Annotated in this window: 12 protein-coding genes; 8 read left to right on the forward strand and 4 right to left on the reverse strand. The window is 52.1% G+C overall.

The window, feature by feature from the left end; genetic code table 11:
• Positions 1 to 76: 76 nt before the first annotated feature.
• A complete protein-coding gene (locus Q0294_RS14565; protein ID WP_299466836.1) occupies positions 77 to 1,195 on the reverse strand; it encodes a hypothetical protein in 1,119 nt (372 codons plus the stop codon).
• Between the two features lie 1,055 nt (positions 1,196 to 2,250).
• Here Q0294_RS14565 and Q0294_RS14570 point away from each other — a divergent pair.
• Together Q0294_RS14570 and Q0294_RS14575 are read left to right on the forward strand one after the other, a co-directional pair.
• On the forward strand, positions 2,251 to 4,032 hold the full coding sequence (locus tag Q0294_RS14570; protein WP_299466839.1) for a trypsin-like peptidase domain-containing protein: 1,782 nt from the start codon (positions 2,251 to 2,253) through the stop codon (positions 4,030 to 4,032).
• Positions 4,033 to 4,240: 208 nt separating this feature from the next.
• Positions 4,241 to 6,301 (forward strand): isochorismatase family protein, encoded by a 2,061-nt coding sequence (locus tag Q0294_RS14575; RefSeq protein ID WP_299466842.1) that lies wholly within the window; start codon positions 4,241 to 4,243, stop codon positions 6,299 to 6,301.
• Between the two features lie 284 nt (positions 6,302 to 6,585).
• Here the strand turns inward: Q0294_RS14575 and Q0294_RS14580 are convergent, their stop codons facing one another.
• Positions 6,586 to 7,683, reverse strand: coding sequence for a cellulase family glycosylhydrolase (locus tag Q0294_RS14580; protein ID WP_299466845.1), 1,098 nt, complete (start codon positions 7,681 to 7,683; stop codon positions 6,586 to 6,588).
• 206 nt (positions 7,684 to 7,889) lie between these two features.
• On the opposite strand from Q0294_RS14580, the gene Q0294_RS14585 reads away from it, so the two are divergent.
• Positions 7,890 to 9,104, forward strand: a complete 1,215-nt coding sequence (locus Q0294_RS14585; RefSeq protein WP_299466848.1) for a sialidase family protein — start codon at positions 7,890 to 7,892, stop codon at positions 9,102 to 9,104.
• Positions 9,105 to 9,350: 246 nt separating this feature from the next.
• Here the strand turns inward: Q0294_RS14585 and Q0294_RS14590 are convergent, their stop codons facing one another.
• Positions 9,351 to 10,784, reverse strand: a complete 1,434-nt coding sequence (locus tag Q0294_RS14590; protein WP_299466851.1) for a hypothetical protein — start codon at positions 10,782 to 10,784, stop codon at positions 9,351 to 9,353.
• A 143-nt stretch (positions 10,785 to 10,927) separates the two neighbouring features.
• Here Q0294_RS14590 and Q0294_RS14595 point away from each other — a divergent pair, with 143 nt between their 5' ends.
• From Q0294_RS14595 to Q0294_RS14615, 5 genes are all read left to right on the forward strand, one after another.
• Positions 10,928 to 12,148 carry a hypothetical protein gene (locus Q0294_RS14595; RefSeq protein WP_299466853.1) on the forward strand — a complete coding sequence of 407 codons (1,221 nt, stop codon included), beginning with the start codon at positions 10,928 to 10,930 and terminating at the stop codon, positions 12,146 to 12,148.
• Positions 12,149 to 12,181: 33 nt separating this feature from the next.
• Complete coding sequence (locus Q0294_RS14600; RefSeq protein WP_299466856.1) at positions 12,182 to 13,606, forward strand: hypothetical protein; 1,425 nt, start codon at positions 12,182 to 12,184, stop codon at positions 13,604 to 13,606.
• A gap of 363 nt (positions 13,607 to 13,969) precedes the next feature.
• On the forward strand, positions 13,970 to 14,851 hold the full coding sequence (locus Q0294_RS14605) for a hypothetical protein (protein WP_299466859.1): 882 nt from the start codon (positions 13,970 to 13,972) through the stop codon (positions 14,849 to 14,851).
• 53 nt (positions 14,852 to 14,904) lie between these two features.
• Entirely contained in the window at positions 14,905 to 15,813 is a 909-nt protein-coding gene (locus Q0294_RS14610) for a hypothetical protein (RefSeq protein ID WP_299466862.1), read from the forward strand.
• Between the two features lie 76 nt (positions 15,814 to 15,889).
• Positions 15,890 to 16,699, forward strand: coding sequence for an STN domain-containing protein (locus Q0294_RS14615; RefSeq protein ID WP_299466864.1), 810 nt, complete (start codon positions 15,890 to 15,892; stop codon positions 16,697 to 16,699).
• A gap of 64 nt (positions 16,700 to 16,763) precedes the next feature.
• On the opposite strand, the gene Q0294_RS14620 is transcribed toward Q0294_RS14615, so the two are convergent.
• A complete protein-coding gene (locus Q0294_RS14620; RefSeq protein WP_299466867.1) occupies positions 16,764 to 20,627 on the reverse strand; it encodes a PVC-type heme-binding CxxCH protein in 3,864 nt (1,287 codons plus the stop codon).
• Positions 20,628 to 20,851: the final 224 nt, after the last annotated feature.

Below are 20,851 nucleotides of genomic sequence, written 5' to 3' on the forward strand. Positions count from 1 at the left end.
TTGATTTCCTGAAACTGAAACTCAATTAATTTTGTGTTGAGTAATTTGTTTTCGCAGCCTGTTCAAACTGGATTGCCTATTCAAACCGGATTGATTGCACAAACTGTTTGAAACGGGCCTGTTCCTGTTCGGCCAGTTTCGCGGGGCCGGTCAACTTGACGAACCAGGCCAGTTCGTCCCGATAAATAATCGCCCCCAGAATCGCCTGGGGTGGTTTGGAAGTTTCCGGGCCGATCAGTTTGACATATGTGGCTTCGAGATCGCCTGCTTTGAGTTGTTCAGACTCTTTGGGAAGATCGGCTTCCGAGATCTCTTTCAGGCCGACCTGTCCCCGCCAGCGATTGATATTGGGGAGCAGGGGAGAGGCGGCTTTGGCCAGATCGATGATCGTGACTTCCGCGGTTTCTTCGCCTGCGGTGATATTGAAGGCAGCTTTTCTCATTCCGCCGCTACGACCGGGTTTCCAGCCTGCGGGGGTCTCATATTTTAAATTGGTGCCGCCCGGCGTTGTTGCCGGAGGATTCACGGGGCTGGGAGAGGGACGGCCTGCGCCCCCCATCATGCCGGATGCGAACGGCGCACCGCCCATGGGGTTATCGGCCATCATGCCTTTCAGACTGACGGCGGTAATTGTCTGATCGCCGTCTTTGAGTGTGAACAGATCCGTATCCAGGGCAGGAGTTGTGGAAGCGGCCTGAATGTCTTTGGCGGTGATGTCGGAAAGACCTACCTGTCCGCGCCAACGGTTGATGTTGGAAAGCAGATCGACTTCCAGAGAATCTCCGGCAGGCAAGGGGATGACAGACAGTTCGACAGCGGGATCGCTGCCTTTGACTTTTAACGTCGCAAATCGCATGGAACTTCCCGGCTCCTGTTCCCAGTTTTCCGGAAGTTTCCAGGCAGGCTTGTCCCCGTTCAGGGTAATGGATTTCAGAAACTGGATGAAGGTTTCAAACTCGGCCTGCACCTGATCCGGAGCGCCGGTCAATTTGAAAAACCAGTTTTGTGAACCGCCGGGCAGAATCGCTGCCAGCATCCGGACTTCCTTTGCGGGTGCGGTGGCGCTGCCGGCACCAGCGGGGCCAGCATCAGCCGCCTGTTTCGGAACCGTATAAGAGGTGATCTCTTCCTGTTTGCCACAACCGGCGGGGACCAACAGCAGGAGTATGATGAAAATGGGGAGCGTCTGTTTCATGAGTGTCCGTCGAAAAAAGTGAATACCTGTGCCTGCCCAATTCTGACAGCGATTTTGTAGAAACAATGTCTCTCCCGACAAAATCGTGGCTGGCGTAACCGACTATCGGTTTATTTGTATAGAGAAAACAGAAAGTGAATCTGTCACGATGTTCAAGGAAGGATATTGTAGAGAAAGACGGGGTCTTTCGTCAGGGGTGTAAGTCATTATTTATGAACTGTTTATGATGATAAGGATCCAATTTGCGTTTCCCCCTGTTCGTCTGGGAAAGGCTGCTACTGTATTATAGTTCTTTGAGAACAGAAAAGTACACAACCAGTTTGGCTCTCCCCTCAAAATCCCGCTCATTTCCGGAGACATGTCACCACAGTCTGACTCAACGACTCCTTGGCGAAAAACGGTTGAAAATAAGGTAAAAATTACAATGCCTTGCAAAAAAGTCACCAAAACGGTTTCTTTGAGCGTCGATTGTAAAAGGTTCCAGAGAAAATCCTATTTACAAGGAATACTCTTTAAGGTATTTACGCGTTCCGGCGAATATTTCGCAAAATAATTTGTCCTTATGGTACGCAAGGTGCGTGATTTCAGATTACCTGTCACAAACGGGATGCCTGTCCTGTTTCTTTATCATACTTGTACATAGGTACGGAACCGACATTTCAACGAATCAAAGTAGATGGTCAGGAAGACCGGACTTGATTCCCAATTAAGTAATCCAGGTTACCGACAATTTGCCGGAAATAACCGAAAGGCATGGAAGCCGCATCGTGAAGCTATTTTCACAGATTTCGCTCGTTGATACATTCGACGAGGCTCTGAATTATCGAACTGTCGAAGCTCTTCAGATCAAGAGGGGGCGTCAGCCATTTTCTGCTCACGCAGGCATTGGTCGTCAATCGCACCACTCTGCTTCTCTGCATCCGACAACCTCTCAGGTTGTCTGCGCTGTTCCGGGGAACCTTTCCGGTTCTCAACAGACGCTTTGTAACGATACCCCTTTATCTGAATCAATAACGCAATCTGCGTTCAAACCAGCCTGTTTAAGGAATTGGTAGATGAAGTTTACGACGACCGTTGTTTTGTCATTTCTGATAATTTCCGGTTCCGCCAGTGCCGCGACTCCGAACGGGGTACTGCTGGACTTTACTGCGACCTGGTGTGGTCCCTGTCAAAAAATGAGCCCGTTGATTTCGCGTTTAAAACGCGAAGGATACCCGATCAAAAAAGTGGACGTTGATCAGGAACCGGAACTGGCGCGGCGTTTTAATGTTTCCAGTATTCCCGCTTTTGTACTGGTAGTCGAAGGGCAGGAAGTGGCGCGGTCCGTCGGGTCGACTACCGAGAGCAGCCTGAGACGGATGCTGGCACAGATCCCTTCCTCGGAAAAACAGCAGCCCGCGAATTCTGATAAAGAGAATCAGATGATTTTCGCAGCCAATGAGAACAAAGCGAGTTCGTCTGCAGATACTCCCATTCAACTGACACAGAATCAAACCAAACCTGAAAAGAAATCGCGCGGTTTCAGTATCCCGTTCTTTGGTAATAAATCGAAAGATGCCGACGAATCGGTGGCTGTAGAAGAACCTGTGATTCGCGCTCAGTTCGGCGAGTCTGCCGGCGATCATTTGCCCGAAATGCAGCTGCAGCCGACGATCAATGACTGGCGTGTGAGCACGGTTCGTATTCGAGTCAAAGATAGAAAAGGGATGGATCTGGGCTCCGGCACGATTATTCACAGTGCGGTCGGACGCACTTTGATTGTGACCTGCAGTCACATTTTTAGTGAGTTGAAGAATGACTCGGTAATTGAAGTCGATGTCTTTCAGGGTGATAAGCACGAAACGTACGTGGGAACGCTGGTCCGCTATAATCTGGAAGCAGATGTGGGACTGATTTCGATTCCTACTTCAAACGCCGTTCCTGCAGCGAAAGTCGCCGGGATCGAATATCAGGTGAAAGCGGGTGACGTGGTTGCCAGCATTGGATGTAACGGCGGTGAGTTCCCCACACTGGAAAAAATCCAGGTGACGGAACTCAACCGATTTTTGGGTCCTGACAATATTGAATGTACGGGAATGCCCGTGCAGGGACGATCCGGCGGCGGATTGTTTGATCGATCCGGTCGTCTGGTGGGTGTCTGTTTTGCTGTGGATAAAGAAGACAAACGCGGCCTGTATGCCGGTCTGCCTGTAGTTCACAAATTACTGGATGATTCCCAATTGACGGCCTTGTATAAGCAGTCTGATATTCCAGAGAGCGCACCTGAAACCAAACTGGCGATGGCAGATGTTCGTGAGGAAATGAGATCGGAACCCAATCAGGAATTGCTGGACGAATTCCTGGAACGGGCGATGCCCAGCCAGTCTGTGACGGCTCCAACAACAGGTAATCCCGATCTGTCTCAATTGCAGGCAGCCCTGGATCAGGCGGGAGAAGCAGAAGTGGTCTGTATCATTCGTCCGTTGAACAAGCCACAGTCAGCCAGCCGCGTGGTGATCATTAACAAAGCCAGTTCGAAGTTTGTGTCTTATCTTTCGGGGGAAGTGAGTAATCAGCCACAGCCGACATCAGCCCGGTTCAAGCCGGATGGAACGCAGGCACGTGAGCCACAAATGCAGCAAAACACGAGAGGCGAACGTATCAGCCGCAGCCTGCCGCGTGTTGCCAGCGTGCAACGACAAATTCCGCCTCAGTCGGAAGAGCCTGCTTTCCGAGCACCTGCTTCATTCACTCAGGCTGCCAATAAAGCCAGTGTTTCAAATCAGCAGAAAAGAGACAAAATTCAGCAGGTCGAAAATCAACTTCAGCGATACCATCGCTCTGCTGAATCCCGCTGATAGATTCTCTAACGAAAAAACTATTGATAATACCTGAGATACCGAATCCCGCCTGAAAAGTAACTTCTTTTCAGGCGGGATTTTTTTGTTTTTCGCTTTCAGACTTTTGTTCTGGTACTGTGACCCTTTAAAATGAAGTGTCTGTTGATGCGATCAGCAGAACGACCTCTACGGTTCCTTCTCGTTGCCTGCTACCAGGAGACATCACGTGAATGCATTGTGCAAACTGGCTGCCTGTTTAAGTCTGGTTTTCCTTTCAACAGCCACTCTGTCGGCTGAGGATTTGAAATTACAACTCCGTTATCAGCAGGAAACGAGCAAAGATTCCGGACGTTATCATCGTTTGCAGCGTACAGAAAACTGGAACCCAGAACAAACCGCGATCATCGTCTGCGACGTCTGGGATTACCATCATTGCCTGAATGCAGTCAACAGGCTAACAGAGTTTGCCCCACGTCTCGATAACCTGTTAAAGATAGCACGTTCACAAGACGTTACGATCATCCATGCTCCCAGTGATTGCATGCCCGCCTATCAGGGGCATCCGGCTCGGGTGCGCGCGATGCAGATTCCGCAGAAAGGAGCGGTGCCGGAAGGCATCGAAAACTGGTGCTCGAAGATTCCCAGTGAAGAACGGGCCGTCTATCCTCTCGATCAATCAGATGGCGGAGAAGACGATGATCCCGCAGAACATGCGGTCTGGGCAAAAAAACTGGAATCACTGGGCCGCAATCCGGCACTGCCCTGGAAGAGCCAGTCGCCGCTGATCACGATTGACGGCGAACAGGATTTCATCAGCGACAAGGGGGATGAGGTCTGGCGGATTCTGGAAAGCCGTGGCATAAAAAATGTGATTCTGACCGGCGTGCATACCAACATGTGTGTGCTCGGGCGTCCCTTCGGTCTGCGTCAACTGGCAAAAAACGGGAAGAACGTGGTTCTGGTACGCGATATGACCGACACGATGTATAACCCGAAACGCTGGCCTTACGTCAGTCATTTTACCGGCAACGATCTGATAATCTCACACATCGAAAAATTTATCTGTCCGACGATCACCAGCGATCAGTTCCTGGGGGGCATGTCTTTTACTTTCAAGCAGGATCGCAGACCGCATCTGCTGATGGTGATGGCGGAAGCCGAGTATGAGACCAATCAGAGTCTGCCCGCATTCGCCGCAAAACATCTGGGCAAACAGTTTCGCGTGAGCACCGTGTTCGCCGATGACAAGGACCGCAATTCGATTCCCGGTATTGAAGCGATCAACGAGGCGGATGTTGTACTCTTCAGTGTTCGTCGGCGTGTCTTGCCAAAACAAGCGATGCAGGCGATTCGCGATTATATCAATGCTGGGAAATCTGTCGTCGGCATTCGGACCGCCAGTCATGCGTTTTCGCTCAATGGCAAAGAGCCGCCTGCGGGTTTACAGGCTTGGCCTGAGTTCGACGCGGAAGTGTTCGGCGGCAATTATCACGGGCATCATAAAAACGATTTGAAGTCAATCATTTCGATCAATGAAGCACAAAAGCAGAATCCGATTCTGACAGGCATTCCGGACAAACCGTTCCCGCAAGCTTATTCATTATACGAAGTCTCTCCGTTAGCAAAAAATACGACGGTTTTAATGACGGGTAAAATCGAAGGGAAACCGGTCGAACCGGTCGCCTGGACGTTCAAACGGCAGGATGGTGGCAAATCGTTTTATACGTCGCTCGGACATCCAAGTGATTTCGCACGACCGGAATTTGTGCGGCTGCTGACGAATGGCATCTATTGGGCCGCGGGCCTTGATCCGGCGGAGGTCACTGTTTCTGAAAAGGTCACGGTTCATGAAGCCCCACATTGGTCAGTGGTGCAGATTCCCGGTTTGGAGAAAGCACAGAAAACCGATCAGAGTCGCTGGTATCGTTGCGTGGTTCGGGTTCCTGAAAAGTGGATGTCCGGGAAACCGTTAGTACTGAAAGTGTCCTGCGCTGAGGGGACCGAAGTTGACGCCTGGATCAATGGTGTGCCCCTCATGCAAACAGATGCTGGTTTTTCAATCGCATGTCAGCCAGTCGCCGTCAATGATGCGAACCTGATTGTGCTGCAGGTGAAAGGCGAAACGAAAGAGGCCGATTTTCGTTCTGTCCCACAATTGATTTCAGCCACGGGCGTGTTACCGTTAGAAGGCCGCTGGCAGTATCGGGTGGGAAATGATTCCCAATTTGCGAACATGCCGTTACCCGCGAAGTTCGGTACGGTGACCGATATTGTGTTCGAGCCGTGATGAATTCAAAATCGATTCTGAACATCACGCCGAAAACCAGTTCACACTCCTGCGTGCCACCGCTCGGCTTGTTCGATGGTGGCGGTTCAATTTCAGAGAAGCCTTTCGACGCGTGTTGCAGTAGGGTGCGGCCCTATGTGGCCGCCCGAGGATTAGTGTGGAATGCATGGCCAACTCGCGATATTTTAACTGGTCCCATTCACGCGGTATCACAACGTTGTACCCCACCAGGCGGGCGGGCACGCTGGCACCGCCCTTACGCCTCAGTCTCCGAGTTGTGCTGTTTATTGCTCACCTTTGAATAGAGGACCATTGTTTTCGAAGTACTCCAGCCAGCCAGCCATGATGGCATCTCCGATCGTTTTGCCCTGTTTGTATTCGTCGTGTGTTTTGCCCCAGTAAAAGCCGACCCAGCCATCGGCGTGTTGTTTTGATTTCTGTAGAAACTCTTGGAACTCCTGGGGCGAACTTTTCAACGGGAATGTTTCTTCAATCACCAGCGGTTTACCGACGTCAAAACCCTTGAGCGTTTCCAGTGCTTCATCGACTTTCCCCGATTCGGGATACAGATGCACGCAGATAAAATCCAGATGCGCGCTGATTTTGTCGGGAACAAAGCCGGACTGCAGCCCGGGGCGTTCCAGACTCCAGGGAACCAGACCGACGGTAATTAGATGCCGCTGATCCTGCTTGCGGATCGCTTCGGCCAGCATTTTGACCCAGGCGGCAGCGATCTCGGGGCGCGGACGCTCGTCGGGGCCGAGCGTAATCCGTTGGACAAAATGTTTGCCGGCCAGTGCAGGGCCCAGCCATTCGGTTCCTCGTTTCTTACCCGCCTGAACCACCGGTTCATTCATTAAGTCGTAACAGAAAATCGCCGGGCTGTTTGCGCATTCTTTAGCAACGGCTGACCAGAAATGCGCCTGGGACTGCCAGCGTTCCGCATCGCTCAATTGATCATACCAGTCGGGGACATCCTGTTTGTGATAACAGCCCAGTCCGGTCAGATCGAGATACAGGCCCGTGCGTTCGGCGAGTGTCAGCAACTCGCCCAGTTTCTTTAACGCGGCTTCGCGCGGCTGATCGGGGGCGGACATGAATTTGCCAAACTGAATATGAATCCGCACGACATTCGCGCCAAGCTGTTTCATCTCGGCGAAATCCTGCTCGACCGTTTTCCAGTCGGTGTTCCAGTAATCTTCCAGGAGCCGACCGTCCCGGTCGTGATCGTAGTTGAATCCCCAGGGGACAAACGGTTTCTGCTCTTTCGCGGTGACGAAAGACTTTCCATTCGGACTGACCTGAATCCAGTCCAGTTCGGCGGCTGTGAGCAGATTGGCAGACATGAAACACAAGGCAGCGATCAGAGAGCATGTTCGCATTTGTCTGTTCCTGAAAATGGAGAGAGAAGATTGGCTGGCTCATCTTAAAATGGCCTGCTCGCTTTCATTTTAAAGCTGGCAGCGAGCAGATTGCAATCCTGTGATGCCGGACGACTTTGCCAACATTAGTTGCTCTGGTATTGAGACTGGTGGTAAATCTGCTTATCGTAAAGAGATACTTCCTTATCATCAAAGAAGAGGCTCTCATGAAAAAGTTCATTCCTGTTTGTATTGTGCTGGGTTTCCTGGCTGCCGGAAACCATTTCGCAGTCGCCGACGAGAAACCGCAGCCGCTCACGTATGAAGTGGATTTGAGAACCGTCACCGAAGGATTTGATGGCAAGACCTGCTGGGTTCAGGCGCGGACGGGTGCCATACCACAAACGGGCGATTTTCCCGCGACGATTGTGTTGACGATGCAGAAGTTATTGCTCAGTGGTTCCGACGTGTTTTATGCACTCAATGAAATGCGGACCACTGATGGCGAGCAGTGGATCGGGCCGACCGAGCATTCCACGTTAGGGCGACGCCGTCTGTCGGAGACACAGGAGATTGCGATTTGCGATTTCACTCCCGGCTGGCACGCCAAGACAAAAAAACTGCTGGGGACCGGGCACTCAGTGCATTACGAAAATAACAAAGTGATGCACGTTCGCAAACGGAGCGTGGCTTACTCGGTGTATAATGAGACAGATCATACCTGGTCGGAATGGACGACGATGGCCATGCCGGATCAACCCGAATTCGAAGACTGCGGCGCCGGTTCAGCCCAGCGCGTGGATCTCGAAGATGGAACGATCCTGTTACCCGTTTACTTCAAGAAGAAGGAGGAGAAGCAGTACAGCACAACGGTTGTGTTATGCGACTTCGATGGTGAAAAGCTGACCTACAAAAAACACGGCAGCGCACATACCGTGCCTATCAAGCGAGGCCTGTATGAACCGTCGATTACGAAGTTTCAGAACAAATATTACCTCACGATGCGAAATGATGAAAAAGGATATGTTTCTGTCAGTGACGATGGCTTGAGCTATTCTGAGCCGATCATCTGGAAATTCGATGTGGAACAGGAACTGGGCAACTATAATACCCAGCAGCACTGGGTGATTCATAGTGAGAAACTGTTTCTGGTTTACACGCGCCGTGGTGCAAATAACGACCATGTGTTTCGTCATCGGGCACCGCTGTTCATGGCGGAAGTCGATCCGAAAACACTGCGTGTGATCCGCAAAACCGAACGGATAATCGTGCCGGAAAAAGGGGCCCGCATGGGAAACTTTGCGGTCGTCAAAGTCAGTCCACACGAATCATGGGTGACGGTTGCCGAATGGATGCAGCCGGTGGGCATCGAAAAATACGGCAGCAATAATCGTATTTATACCGCCCGGATCAAGTGGTCGCGGCCTGATAAGTCGGAGTAGGGGATTTTCTCTCAAGCTCCACAGGTTGCTCGCATACATACACTGTCGGAGCAAAATAACTTGTCCGATGGTGCCAGTTCATTTCGCGAACTACTGTTCCGCGGTAGGGGCGGACCCATGTGTCCGCCCGCAGGGTTAGTGTAATAAGTATGTCCAAGGTGCGCAGGTTTGATCTGGTCCCATTCGAAGGCAATACCAGGATGCGCACCGCAAGGCGGGCGGACACACGGGTACCGCCCCTACGGTTTATTTTTTAGGTACGCTTTCCTTGTCTTTGTTGGTTACCAGTTCCCGCAGTGTCTGCATTAAGACTTCTTCTACTTCGGGGGCGGTGCGGGAGACGCGGCCGGTTTCGTAGCCGCCTTCTGCGTAGGAGACTTTGGTGCCGATGTAGCCGGGGCCCTGATCGCCGTAGGCGGCCATACAGACAAAATCACCGGGTGCCATTTTCTGCGCGGCGAGTTGATATTCGACGAACAGTTCACCGGGCATGTGAATGATTTGTGCCGGTCCGATTTTGAGGCGGGTGATATCAATCGTTTGTCCCGCCTGCGTTCTTTGGAGATAATTCAGGTCACGGGCGGCTCGGATGCGATCAGTAAGGCGGGCTTTCGGGTTTTTCAGAATGCCGGCGAGTTCCTTTTCGTCGAGCGTGTCTCGGAGCGGCAGCAGGACCGACTTTGATTTCCAGTTCACGTCGCTTGCAGAGACTGGCGTTTTTTCTGTTGTGTCCCAGGCATGTTTCATTCCATCTGCCAGACGCTGTGCCAGCAGTGGGCGATTTTCGGGGTCGCCGTTATTAAATTTTCCCGCGCCGATATTGCCGCCGGCACCATTGAAGTGAATGTGCAGGACACCGGGTGTCTGTTTTTCGTGGATGGATCGCGCCAGTCCGACCGTGTCACAGCTGACGCCCCCTTTTCCGTAATAACTTTGCGGATGTGTGGCGTAATAACTGAGGGCGACCAGCGGCTGATCTTTGTTCCAGAGACTGAGCACGCGGACATAGGCATCAATCGTACCGACGGGAGCGGCAATCGCTGTGGGATTGCGTGAGGAGCTGAAGCGGACAATTTTTACTTTACCGTCCGGTCCCAGAATGCGGCGGTTGGAGGCGAACTGTTCGACTTTCCCTTTTCCGGTGCCGACGTGTGTGACCGGCTGTGTTTTTTTCAGACTCTGTCGGGCGGCGGCGATGGTCCGCTGCATCACATCTGCCACGTAAGTTTCGTCATACATGACTCCGTTCAGACCATTTTGTTTCAGCAGGTCATTCGTAGAGATATCGACGCCCGGAGTATCGTGCTGATGCAGGCAGTGTACCGCACAACGATCCGTGGTTGTGCCCAGAGCCTCGGCCAATTGTTTCTTCCAGACATCTTGTGCGCCATTATTGGCGCCCACCCAGTCGAGCGCCAGCAGGACAATCGGTTTTTCGGAACCGAGAATGATAATACCGCGGGCAATGAGCGGGTCAACAATTATTTTCGCGGGGGCCACATGCCCGTAACAGAGCGGACTGCCGAGGGGGGGCGTGATGTCGCATTCAAATGTCGCAATCTGCAAGGGCGCTTCCGATGAAGTCTCAGCGGCCTGCGAGTGATTGGTGGGGCAGATGAAGAAAAGCACAATCAGCGAAAGGCTGAGAAAGGTGGCGAACTGTTTTCTGAATAAGGGCATCAGACTGACTTTCGTGAGAATATGTGTGTGAGGATAGTTCTGGCTGGAATGACATAGTATAACAGTATTTCCTGTTGAATTCTCAACCATAATCCGAAACTTCCAACAGGAAATTCCATTCTAGACAAAGTTAATTCTGTGATATGCGACGTTTCTTTCTGGGCAATTTTGACTTTGAACATCAACTGGCAAGCGAAGTTCATGCTGCGCCGGTCGGAGCGACTCCCGGCTTGAATGCGAGCCTGGCCAGTTGCTGGCTGGGACTGGCGGAGGACGGCGATCTGATTTCTCTGCCCGGGACCATTCCGCCGGAGTTTGTTGCGCAACTCACACAGGCGGGTTTGCCCCGGGTGGAGTTCACGCGTCAATGGCCGTCCCGTGAGCAGGCTGCAGAATTCGAATTCGTTCCCTGGGGCTGGTCAGACGCTGTAAAACGGATTGCACAGACAAAGGGCTTTCATTTTGAATCGCCCGATCTCAGTGCCGTCCAGACCGTGAATGCGCGCAAGTTTTCTTTTGCGTGTGAGCAGGAGTGGGGACTGGCCTTGCAGGGGAGTTGTCAGGTGCATGATCTGGCTGGGTTAGAGACTGCGGTGAGTAAACTACAGGAAAGAGAAGAAGGGCCGGACAATGCGTGGGTGGTGAAAGCCAATTTCAGTATGTCGGCCCGTGAGCGGATGCTGGGGCGCGGGCCGCGGTTGAGTGATCAGATCAAAGGCTGGGTATTGAAACGGTTTGGACAAGGTCAACCTCTGTTTCTGGAGCCGTGGGTCAGACGAATGGCGGAAGCGGGCTTGCAGTTTGAAATTCCCCGGCAGGGAGATCCTGTGTGGATTGGATTGGCTCCATTGTTGTGCGATGAGCGGGGACAATATCGAGGTAGTCGGATCACCGTTGATGAGCAAACGTCAAACGAATGGCAACCCGCGATCGAAGTGGGGCAGCGTGTGGCGCAGAGGGCACAGCAGGCAGGCTACTTCGGGCCGCTGGGTATTGATGCGATGCAGTTTTCAGATGAGCGGGGCGCACTGCAGTGGCGGGCGATTCAGGATGTGAATGCCCGGTATACGATGGGGCGGCTGGCGCTGGGGTTTTCCCGCTTTCTGAAGCCGAACGAGGCGGCGAGCTGGCTGCATCTGCCCTGGAAAGAGTCGTATGGTATCCGCTTTTCAAACTGGTTAAGATGTGTGTCGGAACAGGGGGCATCGGGAACGCGCTTGATCGCCACGTCGCCCGATCAGATCGACGGACAAACACTGCGACTGGTGAATGTATTATTGATCTCAAATACCATAGAGCAATTGTGTCAGGCAGAAGCAGATCTGATGCGGGCCGTTTCTGAACTGACAGAGACCGCCGATTGATTTTCAATTAAATAGAGAGCAGATCACGGCAGCATGACCGAACAGCGGGAACCTCAATCACAGCGCCGCAGTTGGCCCCGTCGCCTGCTCAACCGCATGGAAGTCAACCGGGCGGTTTTTTACGCGCTCGTGAACCGGGGCTGGCAGTTTCTTTCCGGTCCGGTGACGCTGCTGTTGATCGTCGCGTTTTTTTCCAGCGAGATGCAAGGCTACTATTACAACTTTGGTGCGCTGATTGCGCTGCAGACGTTCGTCGAAATGGGCATGCAGGTGGTAACCCTGTATCTGGCCAGCCATGAATGGTCTCAACTGGAAATTGATGAAGGGGGGCATTTAACCGGTGACGCGTCGGCGTTGTCCCGTTTACGCAGTCTGGCGGCGCTGGTCTTGAAATGGTACGCCGTCGCCGGGACGCTGTTTGTCGCGGCCATTGGTGTGGCTGGGTATTTTTTTCTGTCGTCGCAACCGGCGTCCGATGTGGTCTGGCGTGCTCCCTGGTTTTGCGTGGTGGGATTGACGGCGCTGAGTTTAATGGCCGCGCCTTGTATCGCATTACTCGAAGGCTGCAATCAGGTTTCGGTAACGAATCGTTATCGCGCGATGCAGGGTATTATGGGCACACTGGTTGTCTGGTGGGCAATCTCCAGCGGAGCCGGCTTGTGGACGTGTGTGGCGATTTCCGCGGTGCGGCTGTTTTGGGAACTGTGGTTGATTGGGGTTCGCTATCGACGTTTTTTTGCAGCACTCTGGAAGCCGTTACCCGGGCCGCAAGTGAGCTGGTTGGAAGAGGTCTGGCCGCTGCACTGGAAACTGGCGATTCAGGCGATGGCGGTTTACTTCACCAGTGCGTTTGTGATTCCCCTGATGTTTGAATATCAGGGGGCTGAAGTTTCCGGGCGAATGGGGATGACCTGGACTTCATTGATGACACTGCAGATGGCCGCTTATGCCTGGATGCTGACGCGGGCACCGTTGTTCGGGACACTGGTTTCACAAAATGACATTTCGGAATTGAACCGCGTTTTTCGGCGGCTGTTTCAGGTTTCGACGATCGTGCTGCTGACGGGGGGAACTATCTTTTGTCTGGTCGTCTGGTTGCTGCAGGTCATACAGGGAATTGAACTTCCGGCGGCGTGGCAGAGTTTCGAACCAGTGTGGAATCTGATTCAGAAAGTGCAACGCAGAATTCTGCCGCTCTACCCGACGGTGCTGCTGACGCTGGCGATTGTTCCAATTCATATTTCCCAGTGCGTGATGGCGTATATCCGTCCTTTCAAACAGGAGCCGTTCCTGGTGTTGAATACGATTTGCCAACTGATTACCGGGCTGCTGGTCTGGTATTTCGGTAAAACATACGGTCCGGTTGGCGCGGGTTGGGGCTTTCTGGTCGTGGGGTATCTACTGACCGTTCCCGGGTTTCTACTGATACTGAAGCGGTTTGTTGCTCGCATGAAATGACTTAAAATGGGCCGTTGATTTGTGAGGATTCCATCAATGGCGGTTCATGCAAGAAAAAAGTTGACAGAGTGGAGTGAACTTTTTACGATCAAGAGATATTCATCATATCATTCTATTTCGCACTGATGTTCTCAAGCTGGTTTTCTTCTTTCATTTCGCTCAAATACTGAGCTGAGCCCGTTTTTTCATCGAGAAGCCACTTGTTAAATTCGAGAGCATTCATTTCTCATTTTACGCTCTATACTGCTGCGGATCACAACCGGGCAAATGTTCTCTGAAACGAGTGTAACGTTTGATCTCTGATTGAAGTGTCGGGCTTGTCTGCAGGAAATAGTGTCATTTCATTTTGAAACGGAGTTAAACATGATTTCGATCTTAAAAACGAAATTCTATGCAGTGGCAATCTCTGGTCTGGCTGTCGGCTGGCTTGTGGTGGCCGCCAGTGCGGAAGACAAGCATGGCAAGACACTCACTAAAACTTACGATTGGCCGGTAAAGTTTTCCGTGCAACTCCAAGAGGTGAAGCCGGTAGTCGCGCCACCACCAAAAATGATAGAGCTTAAGCAGCCCTTTTACCCGGCGTTGTCAATACGTGAGCAGCACATTCAAACCGCGCTCAATGCAAACACGATATGCGATTTTCCGGATGTCCCTTTATCGAAAGCATTGAATTCACTCCAGTCACAACATGGTGTCAATATGTTTCTCGATGCGCTTGCTCTGAAAGAAAAAGGCTTAACCGTCGACGAGCCAGTAAACGTTTCTCTTTCTGGGATTCCTTTCAAATCAGCCCTGGATATTATTTTGAAGCCGTTGGGTTTGACTTATGTTGTTGATGGTGAAGTTCTCAAAATTACCACACAGGAAGAGGCAGACCACACATTCAAAGTGCGCATTTATCCTGTGGGCGATTTATTTCCGTTGCGAGAGAACTATGCGACTTTTCAGGAATGGGAAGGGGCAGTACAAGCATTCGAAGAAGCGATTCAGATTGCCTGCCTGGAAATCACTCACCCTAGACAGCAAAAAAAGTCGTCAGCATCTGGTTTGATGCAAGAGGGCGCGCGCACTCAAAATTTTCAACAGAGAACTCTCACGATACGGCTGGTTCCTGAGTGCAAAGCACTCGTGGTGAATGAGACGGATCAGGTACATGCAATCATTGTTGAGTTATTCACTCAGCTCAGACAGGTTCGCAAAGATCAGGAAAGGCAATCTTCTGAAAAAACGGGTGTTCTGCGTTAACGGAGTGGTGTCTGCTGTTAATCTCAAAATTTTATTAAGCATGGGGGACGATCATGAGTGGGCTTTTTCAACGAAAGATTGTTGTCGCAACAATATTCTGTCTGGCTGCAACAGGCCTGATGATTGTTGCTAACGCGGAAGAGAAGCAGAAAGTAAAGAGCACCCAGGCGAAAAAGCCATCTGTTCCGAGTGCATTACCAGACCCGGACGTATCTGTTTCAGTACAGGCACAACCGGTCGCACCGTTGTTCTTTCCGGAATTGACGAAGTTTGAGAAACAGTTCCAGGAACAATTGAATGAAAATGTGGAAGCGGAATTTGTTGATTCCCCTTTGACGGATGTTATGAACTACTATGCGGATTCAACGGGCGCGAACATTGTGATTTTGCACCAAGATCTGGAAGACGAAGGTCTCGGCGATGAAGAGCTTGTCTCGATTTCCCTGGAAGAGGTTTCACTGAAGACGGCGCTGGAATTGATTCTGGATCCCCTTGGCTTAACTTATGTCGTTGACCGGGATGTCGTCAAGATTACCATGAAAACCAAGGCATATGAGATGCTGAAAACCCGCGTCTATCCAGTGGGCGATTTCGGTAAAACCCCTGAAGATTATTTCGCGCTGGAAGTCGCCATCCGAAATGCCGGCCTGGGTACATGGCGTGAACGGAGTACATCTGCGACTCCTGCTCCTGGTCAACCCGCGCAAGCAGGGGGCTTTGGTGGAGGCGGCGGTGGTTTCTTTCAAGTTGGTGGTGGTATGGGTGGAGGAGCTCTCGGTGGCGGCTTGGGCGGCGGCGGCTTGGGGATGGGATCAGGTTCAGCCGTTTATGAAGAAGGGGAAGGGGGTACGATTTCTGTGGTGCCTCAAAGTAAGTCACTGGTCATCAGCCAGACGTATCAGGCACACAATGCGATTGTGGAACTGCTGACTCAGCTCCGTCAGGCACGCAGTTTAGACTGATCACATCAGATTGGAACTTCGTTTGAATCTGGTCTGTTCGATAAATGGAAAATCACAACGGAAACAGGAGACTGCGATGCAAATTTCAATACAATACAAGCACAGAAGAAACGCAGCGGTAATGGTTGCCGCGTGTCTGTTGGCTGCGGGCTGGTTGGCGATCCCGGTCCATGCGGACGAGAAGCAGACAGCTAAGGATGCTGATTCGAATCCGGCAGTGAACGCCAAGGAGAAGCTGGCGAAACAATCTTTTTACCCGGCGTTGACGAAACGCGAGGAGAAATTAGAAGCAGCTTTGCAGTCCGAAACAGAGGCTAATTTTCCTGAGATACCGCTCAGTGAAGTGATTACTTATTTTAGTACGTTACACAAAGTAACGATTCTGATTCAGGAAAAGGATCTGCAGGAGATTGATGTGTCGGTTGATCAGCTGATCAATATCAGTCTCAAAGACATTTCCTTACAAAATGCATTGATCCAAATTCTAGACCCGATTGATCTGACCTATGTCGTCGATCGTGATCTCATTCTGATTACGACAAAAGACCAAGCGGCGAACATGCTGAAAACCCGCGTTTATCCTGTGGGCGATTTATGTCGTTCTCGCCCCGATATCGACTATCAAGTTTTAGCGGACGCGATCCGCAATTCCAATCTGGGAGATTGGAAATCGAAAGCGCCCCGTGTTATTCCAGGAGGCTTTGGGGGAGGCTCTGGTCCGCAGCAGTATGTCAATGAACTGGGGGGGACGATCTCAGAGGTAACAGAAAGCCAATCGCTGGTGATCAGCCAGACGTATCACGCACATAACGCGATAGTGGAATTGCTGACACAACTCAGACAGGCGCGAGCGGATCTGCAGGGTACGACGGCAAAAGATCTGTAGAAGCGCCGTATTATTTCAAACGCGACGCAGGCTGGCGCTTCACCAGCCTGTGATCTTGTCTGAATTATTTGCCACGGTTGGGCGTGCGACTCATCAGGTAGGCGAACAGGTCCCGTACCTCTTTGTCACTGAGGTTTTTCGTTAAACCATCGGGCATCAACGAGAGGTCCAATGCTTTGAGGAGTTCGATTTCCTCTTTGTTGATGAGAATTGACTGACCTTTCACATCTTTAAGTGTGAGTGTTTTAGTCGTCTGCTCGTCGATCAGGCCGGTCACGGTGCGCCCGTCGTCGGTCACGACCAGGAAGTTTGTGAATTCTTCCCGAATGGCAGCACTCGGGTCGACAATCGCCAGCAGCATAAAGTCCAGGTTGTCGCGTTCATAACCGGTCAGTTTGGGGCCCGCTTTGCCCCCTTCGTCAAACAGAGTATGGCAGACAGCACACGTTTTGTTGAACAGCACTTTGCCGGAAGCCAGATCGCCGCCTCCCGATTTCACAAGCTGTCCTACGCGTTTCATTTCCTGCTGTTTTTCAGCCGGTGAAGTGCCGCGGACTTTGCCCCAGTGCTTTTTGATGCTGGCTTTGATTTCAGGATCATCGTGCAGCGCCATCTGTTGAACGACATCCAGGGGGATCGTATTGGCTTTGATCCGCCAGGCGTCGACTTCATCCAGGAACTGTTTGCTCCAGGCTTTGCGGCTGGCTAAGACCCGCTGCGCTGTACTGCGGACATCGTGTTCGTCGAGTAGCGTGCTGTGATAGCGGGCCAGGATGTTTTTGCCGATGCTGGGATTGTCGAAGTTCATCAATGCCTGCAGCGCCACCCGTTTGAGCGAATGTGTGTCGGCACCGCTTGACGAGAGAATCGCGGTCAGCGGGCCGACGGCTTCCTTTGTCTTCAGTTGTCCCAGAATTTCGATGTAGGTGAGGCGCGTCGGTCGGTCGGCGTTTTTGTCGGCGATGATTTTCAGGGCGCGACTTGTGGCAGCTTTGTCACCCAGACGCAGGGCCAGCGCGAGATCGGATTCGCCCAGTGTTTTCTGATACTCTGCGAGTCCTTTGCTGAGTGCTGCGGGGAGATTGTCGATTTTCTGGCCACGAAATGCTTCGAGCATCCCGACCATCAGTTTTTCCTTATGCTGATCAGAGGGAGCCAGTTTGAGCAGTTCGGCACACATCGCATAATTCTCTTCGCCGCCGGCCATTGCATAACGTTGCATGATGCGTTCGAGGATATAGTCCTGCACCATTTTCACTTGCCAGAACTCCGGCTTGGAGAAGAGTTTCAAAACGGCTTCACGGTCTGAGGTCGCTTTGCTTTCGATGGCCCACCACAACAGCAGCGGGATATGCAGGTCGGCCAGGTCTTCTTCGCGTTGCAGCAGGACTTCGGTAATGGCGAGCCCTGATTCCGCCGGGAAGCGTTTGGCGGACGAAGCCAGTTGCGAACGGACTTCGGCGTACGGTTCGGTTTTGGCGAGTTCGACCAGTGATCTGGTGATTGGTTTTGATGTCTGGTGTGCATCGCCGAGCAGACGAATTGTCCAGCGGCGGAGATGTTGATCGCGGTGTCCCAGCAGTTCCAGCGCCAGCTGTTCGTCGAAGGCGCCGAGTTGATTGAGCGCCCAGAGTGCTTCAAGCGCGCGATCGTCGTTTTCGTCTTTCGCGATTTTCAACAGAGCGGGGACCATGGACTGATCGCCGCGTTCGCCGATCACCTGGACTGCTTTCTGGCGGAACCATTTGTTGGTATGTCCCATCTTCTCAAGCAGTTCCTCGTTCGTCTGTTTACTGAGGTCGAACGGTTTGATGGGTTCGAAGTTGCTTGGCTTCAGCCGATAAATGCGGCCGCTGGTTTTGTGCCAGTTGTCGCGCGGATCGACGTGCGTCAGGCGGCTGTCGTACCAGTCAGCCAGATAGACACTGCCGTCGGGGCCGACTTTGATGTCCACGGGGCGGAACCAGCGATCCTGCGTGAGCACGATCGGCGGCATATCTTCGGTACGATAGGTCGACGTATCGGGAATCAGCTGGCTGGCCATGACGCGATTGTGCAGCGAGTTGGCCGCGAAGACGGCGCCGTTGTATTTGGCGGGGAAGGTACCCCCTTCGTAGATCGAGAAGGTCTGGCTGAATCGTTCCTGGTAACCTTTATGTCGCATATGTTCGTAATAGCCGAACGCGTACGAGTTGGTCAGTGGCCCGTGTTTGCCCCAGTTTTTATGCGCGTATCCCCCCTGGGCATAATGCATGCCGCGGGTGCCCCCGTTATTGGTTCCTGAGAAGACGCGGCCTTTGGAATCGATCTCCACGCTGAACGTGTTGCCGCCCCCTTCTGCATAGATTTCGAAAATTTTACTGTCGGGGTGATATCGCCAGATCATCTGACCTTTGAAGTGCACACCTTTGGTCGCTTCGGAGCTGACGGTGCCTGTCGTGGTACTGCCGTTCGCCCCGTAGAGCCAGCCATCGGGACCCCACTTGATGCTGTTGGCCACCGAGTGGGTGTCTTCCAGACCGAAGCCGGAGAGATGAACTACGGGATCGCCGTCGGGAATGTCATCGCCGTTGGCGTCGGGATAAAACATCAGGTACGGAGGATTGAGGACCCAGATGCCTCCTTTGCCGACGGTGGCTGCGGAGACAATGTTCAAGCCCGTAATCACGTCCTTAATTTTATCGAAGGTGCCGTCGCCGTTGGTGTCTTCGAGGACCGAAATTTTGTCGGCCCCTTTGAAATGATTTGGCGGCGGCGGGGGAACTTTATCGAACACGGCGCGGAGATACTGGTCGTACTTGACCACTTTCAAGCCGGCGGGAAACGGATACTGCAGGTATTGCACGACCCACATCCGCCCGCGATGATCAAAGCTCATGTAGAGGGGCTGCATCACTTCGGGTTCGGCGGCAATACTTTCCATCACGAAATCTTTGTGAACCTGAAACAGTTTGACTGCTTCTTCCGGGGGAGTGGGATCGGATTCATCACCGACCTCCCCTTTGCCTTTAAAGGCTTTCATGACTTTATCGACCTGCTCATTACCGGCCAGATCGGTTTTGAAACGATCGCGGGTAATTTTACCGGCGACATCAACCTGAGGGGGTTCTTTTTTCAAACACCAGTAGACGGCATTCACCAGGGTGTGCGTAAACGTGTCGATTTTGAAATCGCCACTATGACCGAGCGAGGTGTAGAAAACGCGTGATTTGTTATAGGTGTTCGTCCAGGCGACGGGCATCTGGACCGGCTGGCCATCTACATTCGTGAGGCCTCGCAGCAGCGTTTTGGTTGAGCCTTTGAGGTTGATGCTCTTATACATCGAACCTTCACTGCGAAAATATTTATTGCGAACCGTTGCCATGATCGGGTCCTGCTCGGCCCGCAGCTGGGTAGTGACGTCGGTGGGTGTTTTGTTGCTGAAGTCGCCCGCGTATTCGCCGCCGAGCACTTCGACATCGAACTCTTTCCACTCCACATAACCGTCGGCGGGTTGCCCTTTACTGAGTGCGAAGCCGTGGCTGGAAGTTCGCACCGCCATCAGCGGTTTACCCGAATCGAGATAATCGCGAATCTGTTTCATCTGCGCGGCCGGCAATGTTTTACGGCGGACGCTGAGGAACAGCAGGTCGGCCTGTTTAATGATCTCCAATCCGGGAAAAGAATTCGGATCTGTTTTGTCGGCGAAGACAAACTCAGTGCGAAATCCGAGAGGCTGTAAATGGGCTTTTGCGAAGGCGGGCAGGCTTTCTGCTGTCTTGTAACCTTCCTCGCCAATCATGAACACGATCAGCGGGTGGTCAGCGGGCGTGGCTGCTGGTTTTGCGGGCTGCTTTTCTTCACCAGATAGCGAGAAAAAGGCCAGTCCGCAGAAACCGAAAAACGCAAACAGGGAGAGCGAGTGCTTCAGAAAAACTCTGTTGAGCATAATGGACAACTTTATTGATCAATAAAACTAAAGGAAACTAATAAAAGGCTGGTTGTTCATGATAACAGCCCAGTTAAGGCTCTGTCACCCGACAAAAGTGACTTTTATGAAGAAGATTCCGGTTTGAAAACTTTCAGGAAAATCTGGTGGGTCTATCCTGTAAATAGTTATTAAATAATAGATTAGGTGGGTTTTAGATCTGGTTCTCCCTGTTCTATAGGAGT

The sequence above is a fragment of the uncultured Gimesia sp. genome, from assembly GCF_937919775.1.
Taxonomy (GTDB): Bacteria; Planctomycetota; Planctomycetia; order Planctomycetales; family Planctomycetaceae; genus Gimesia.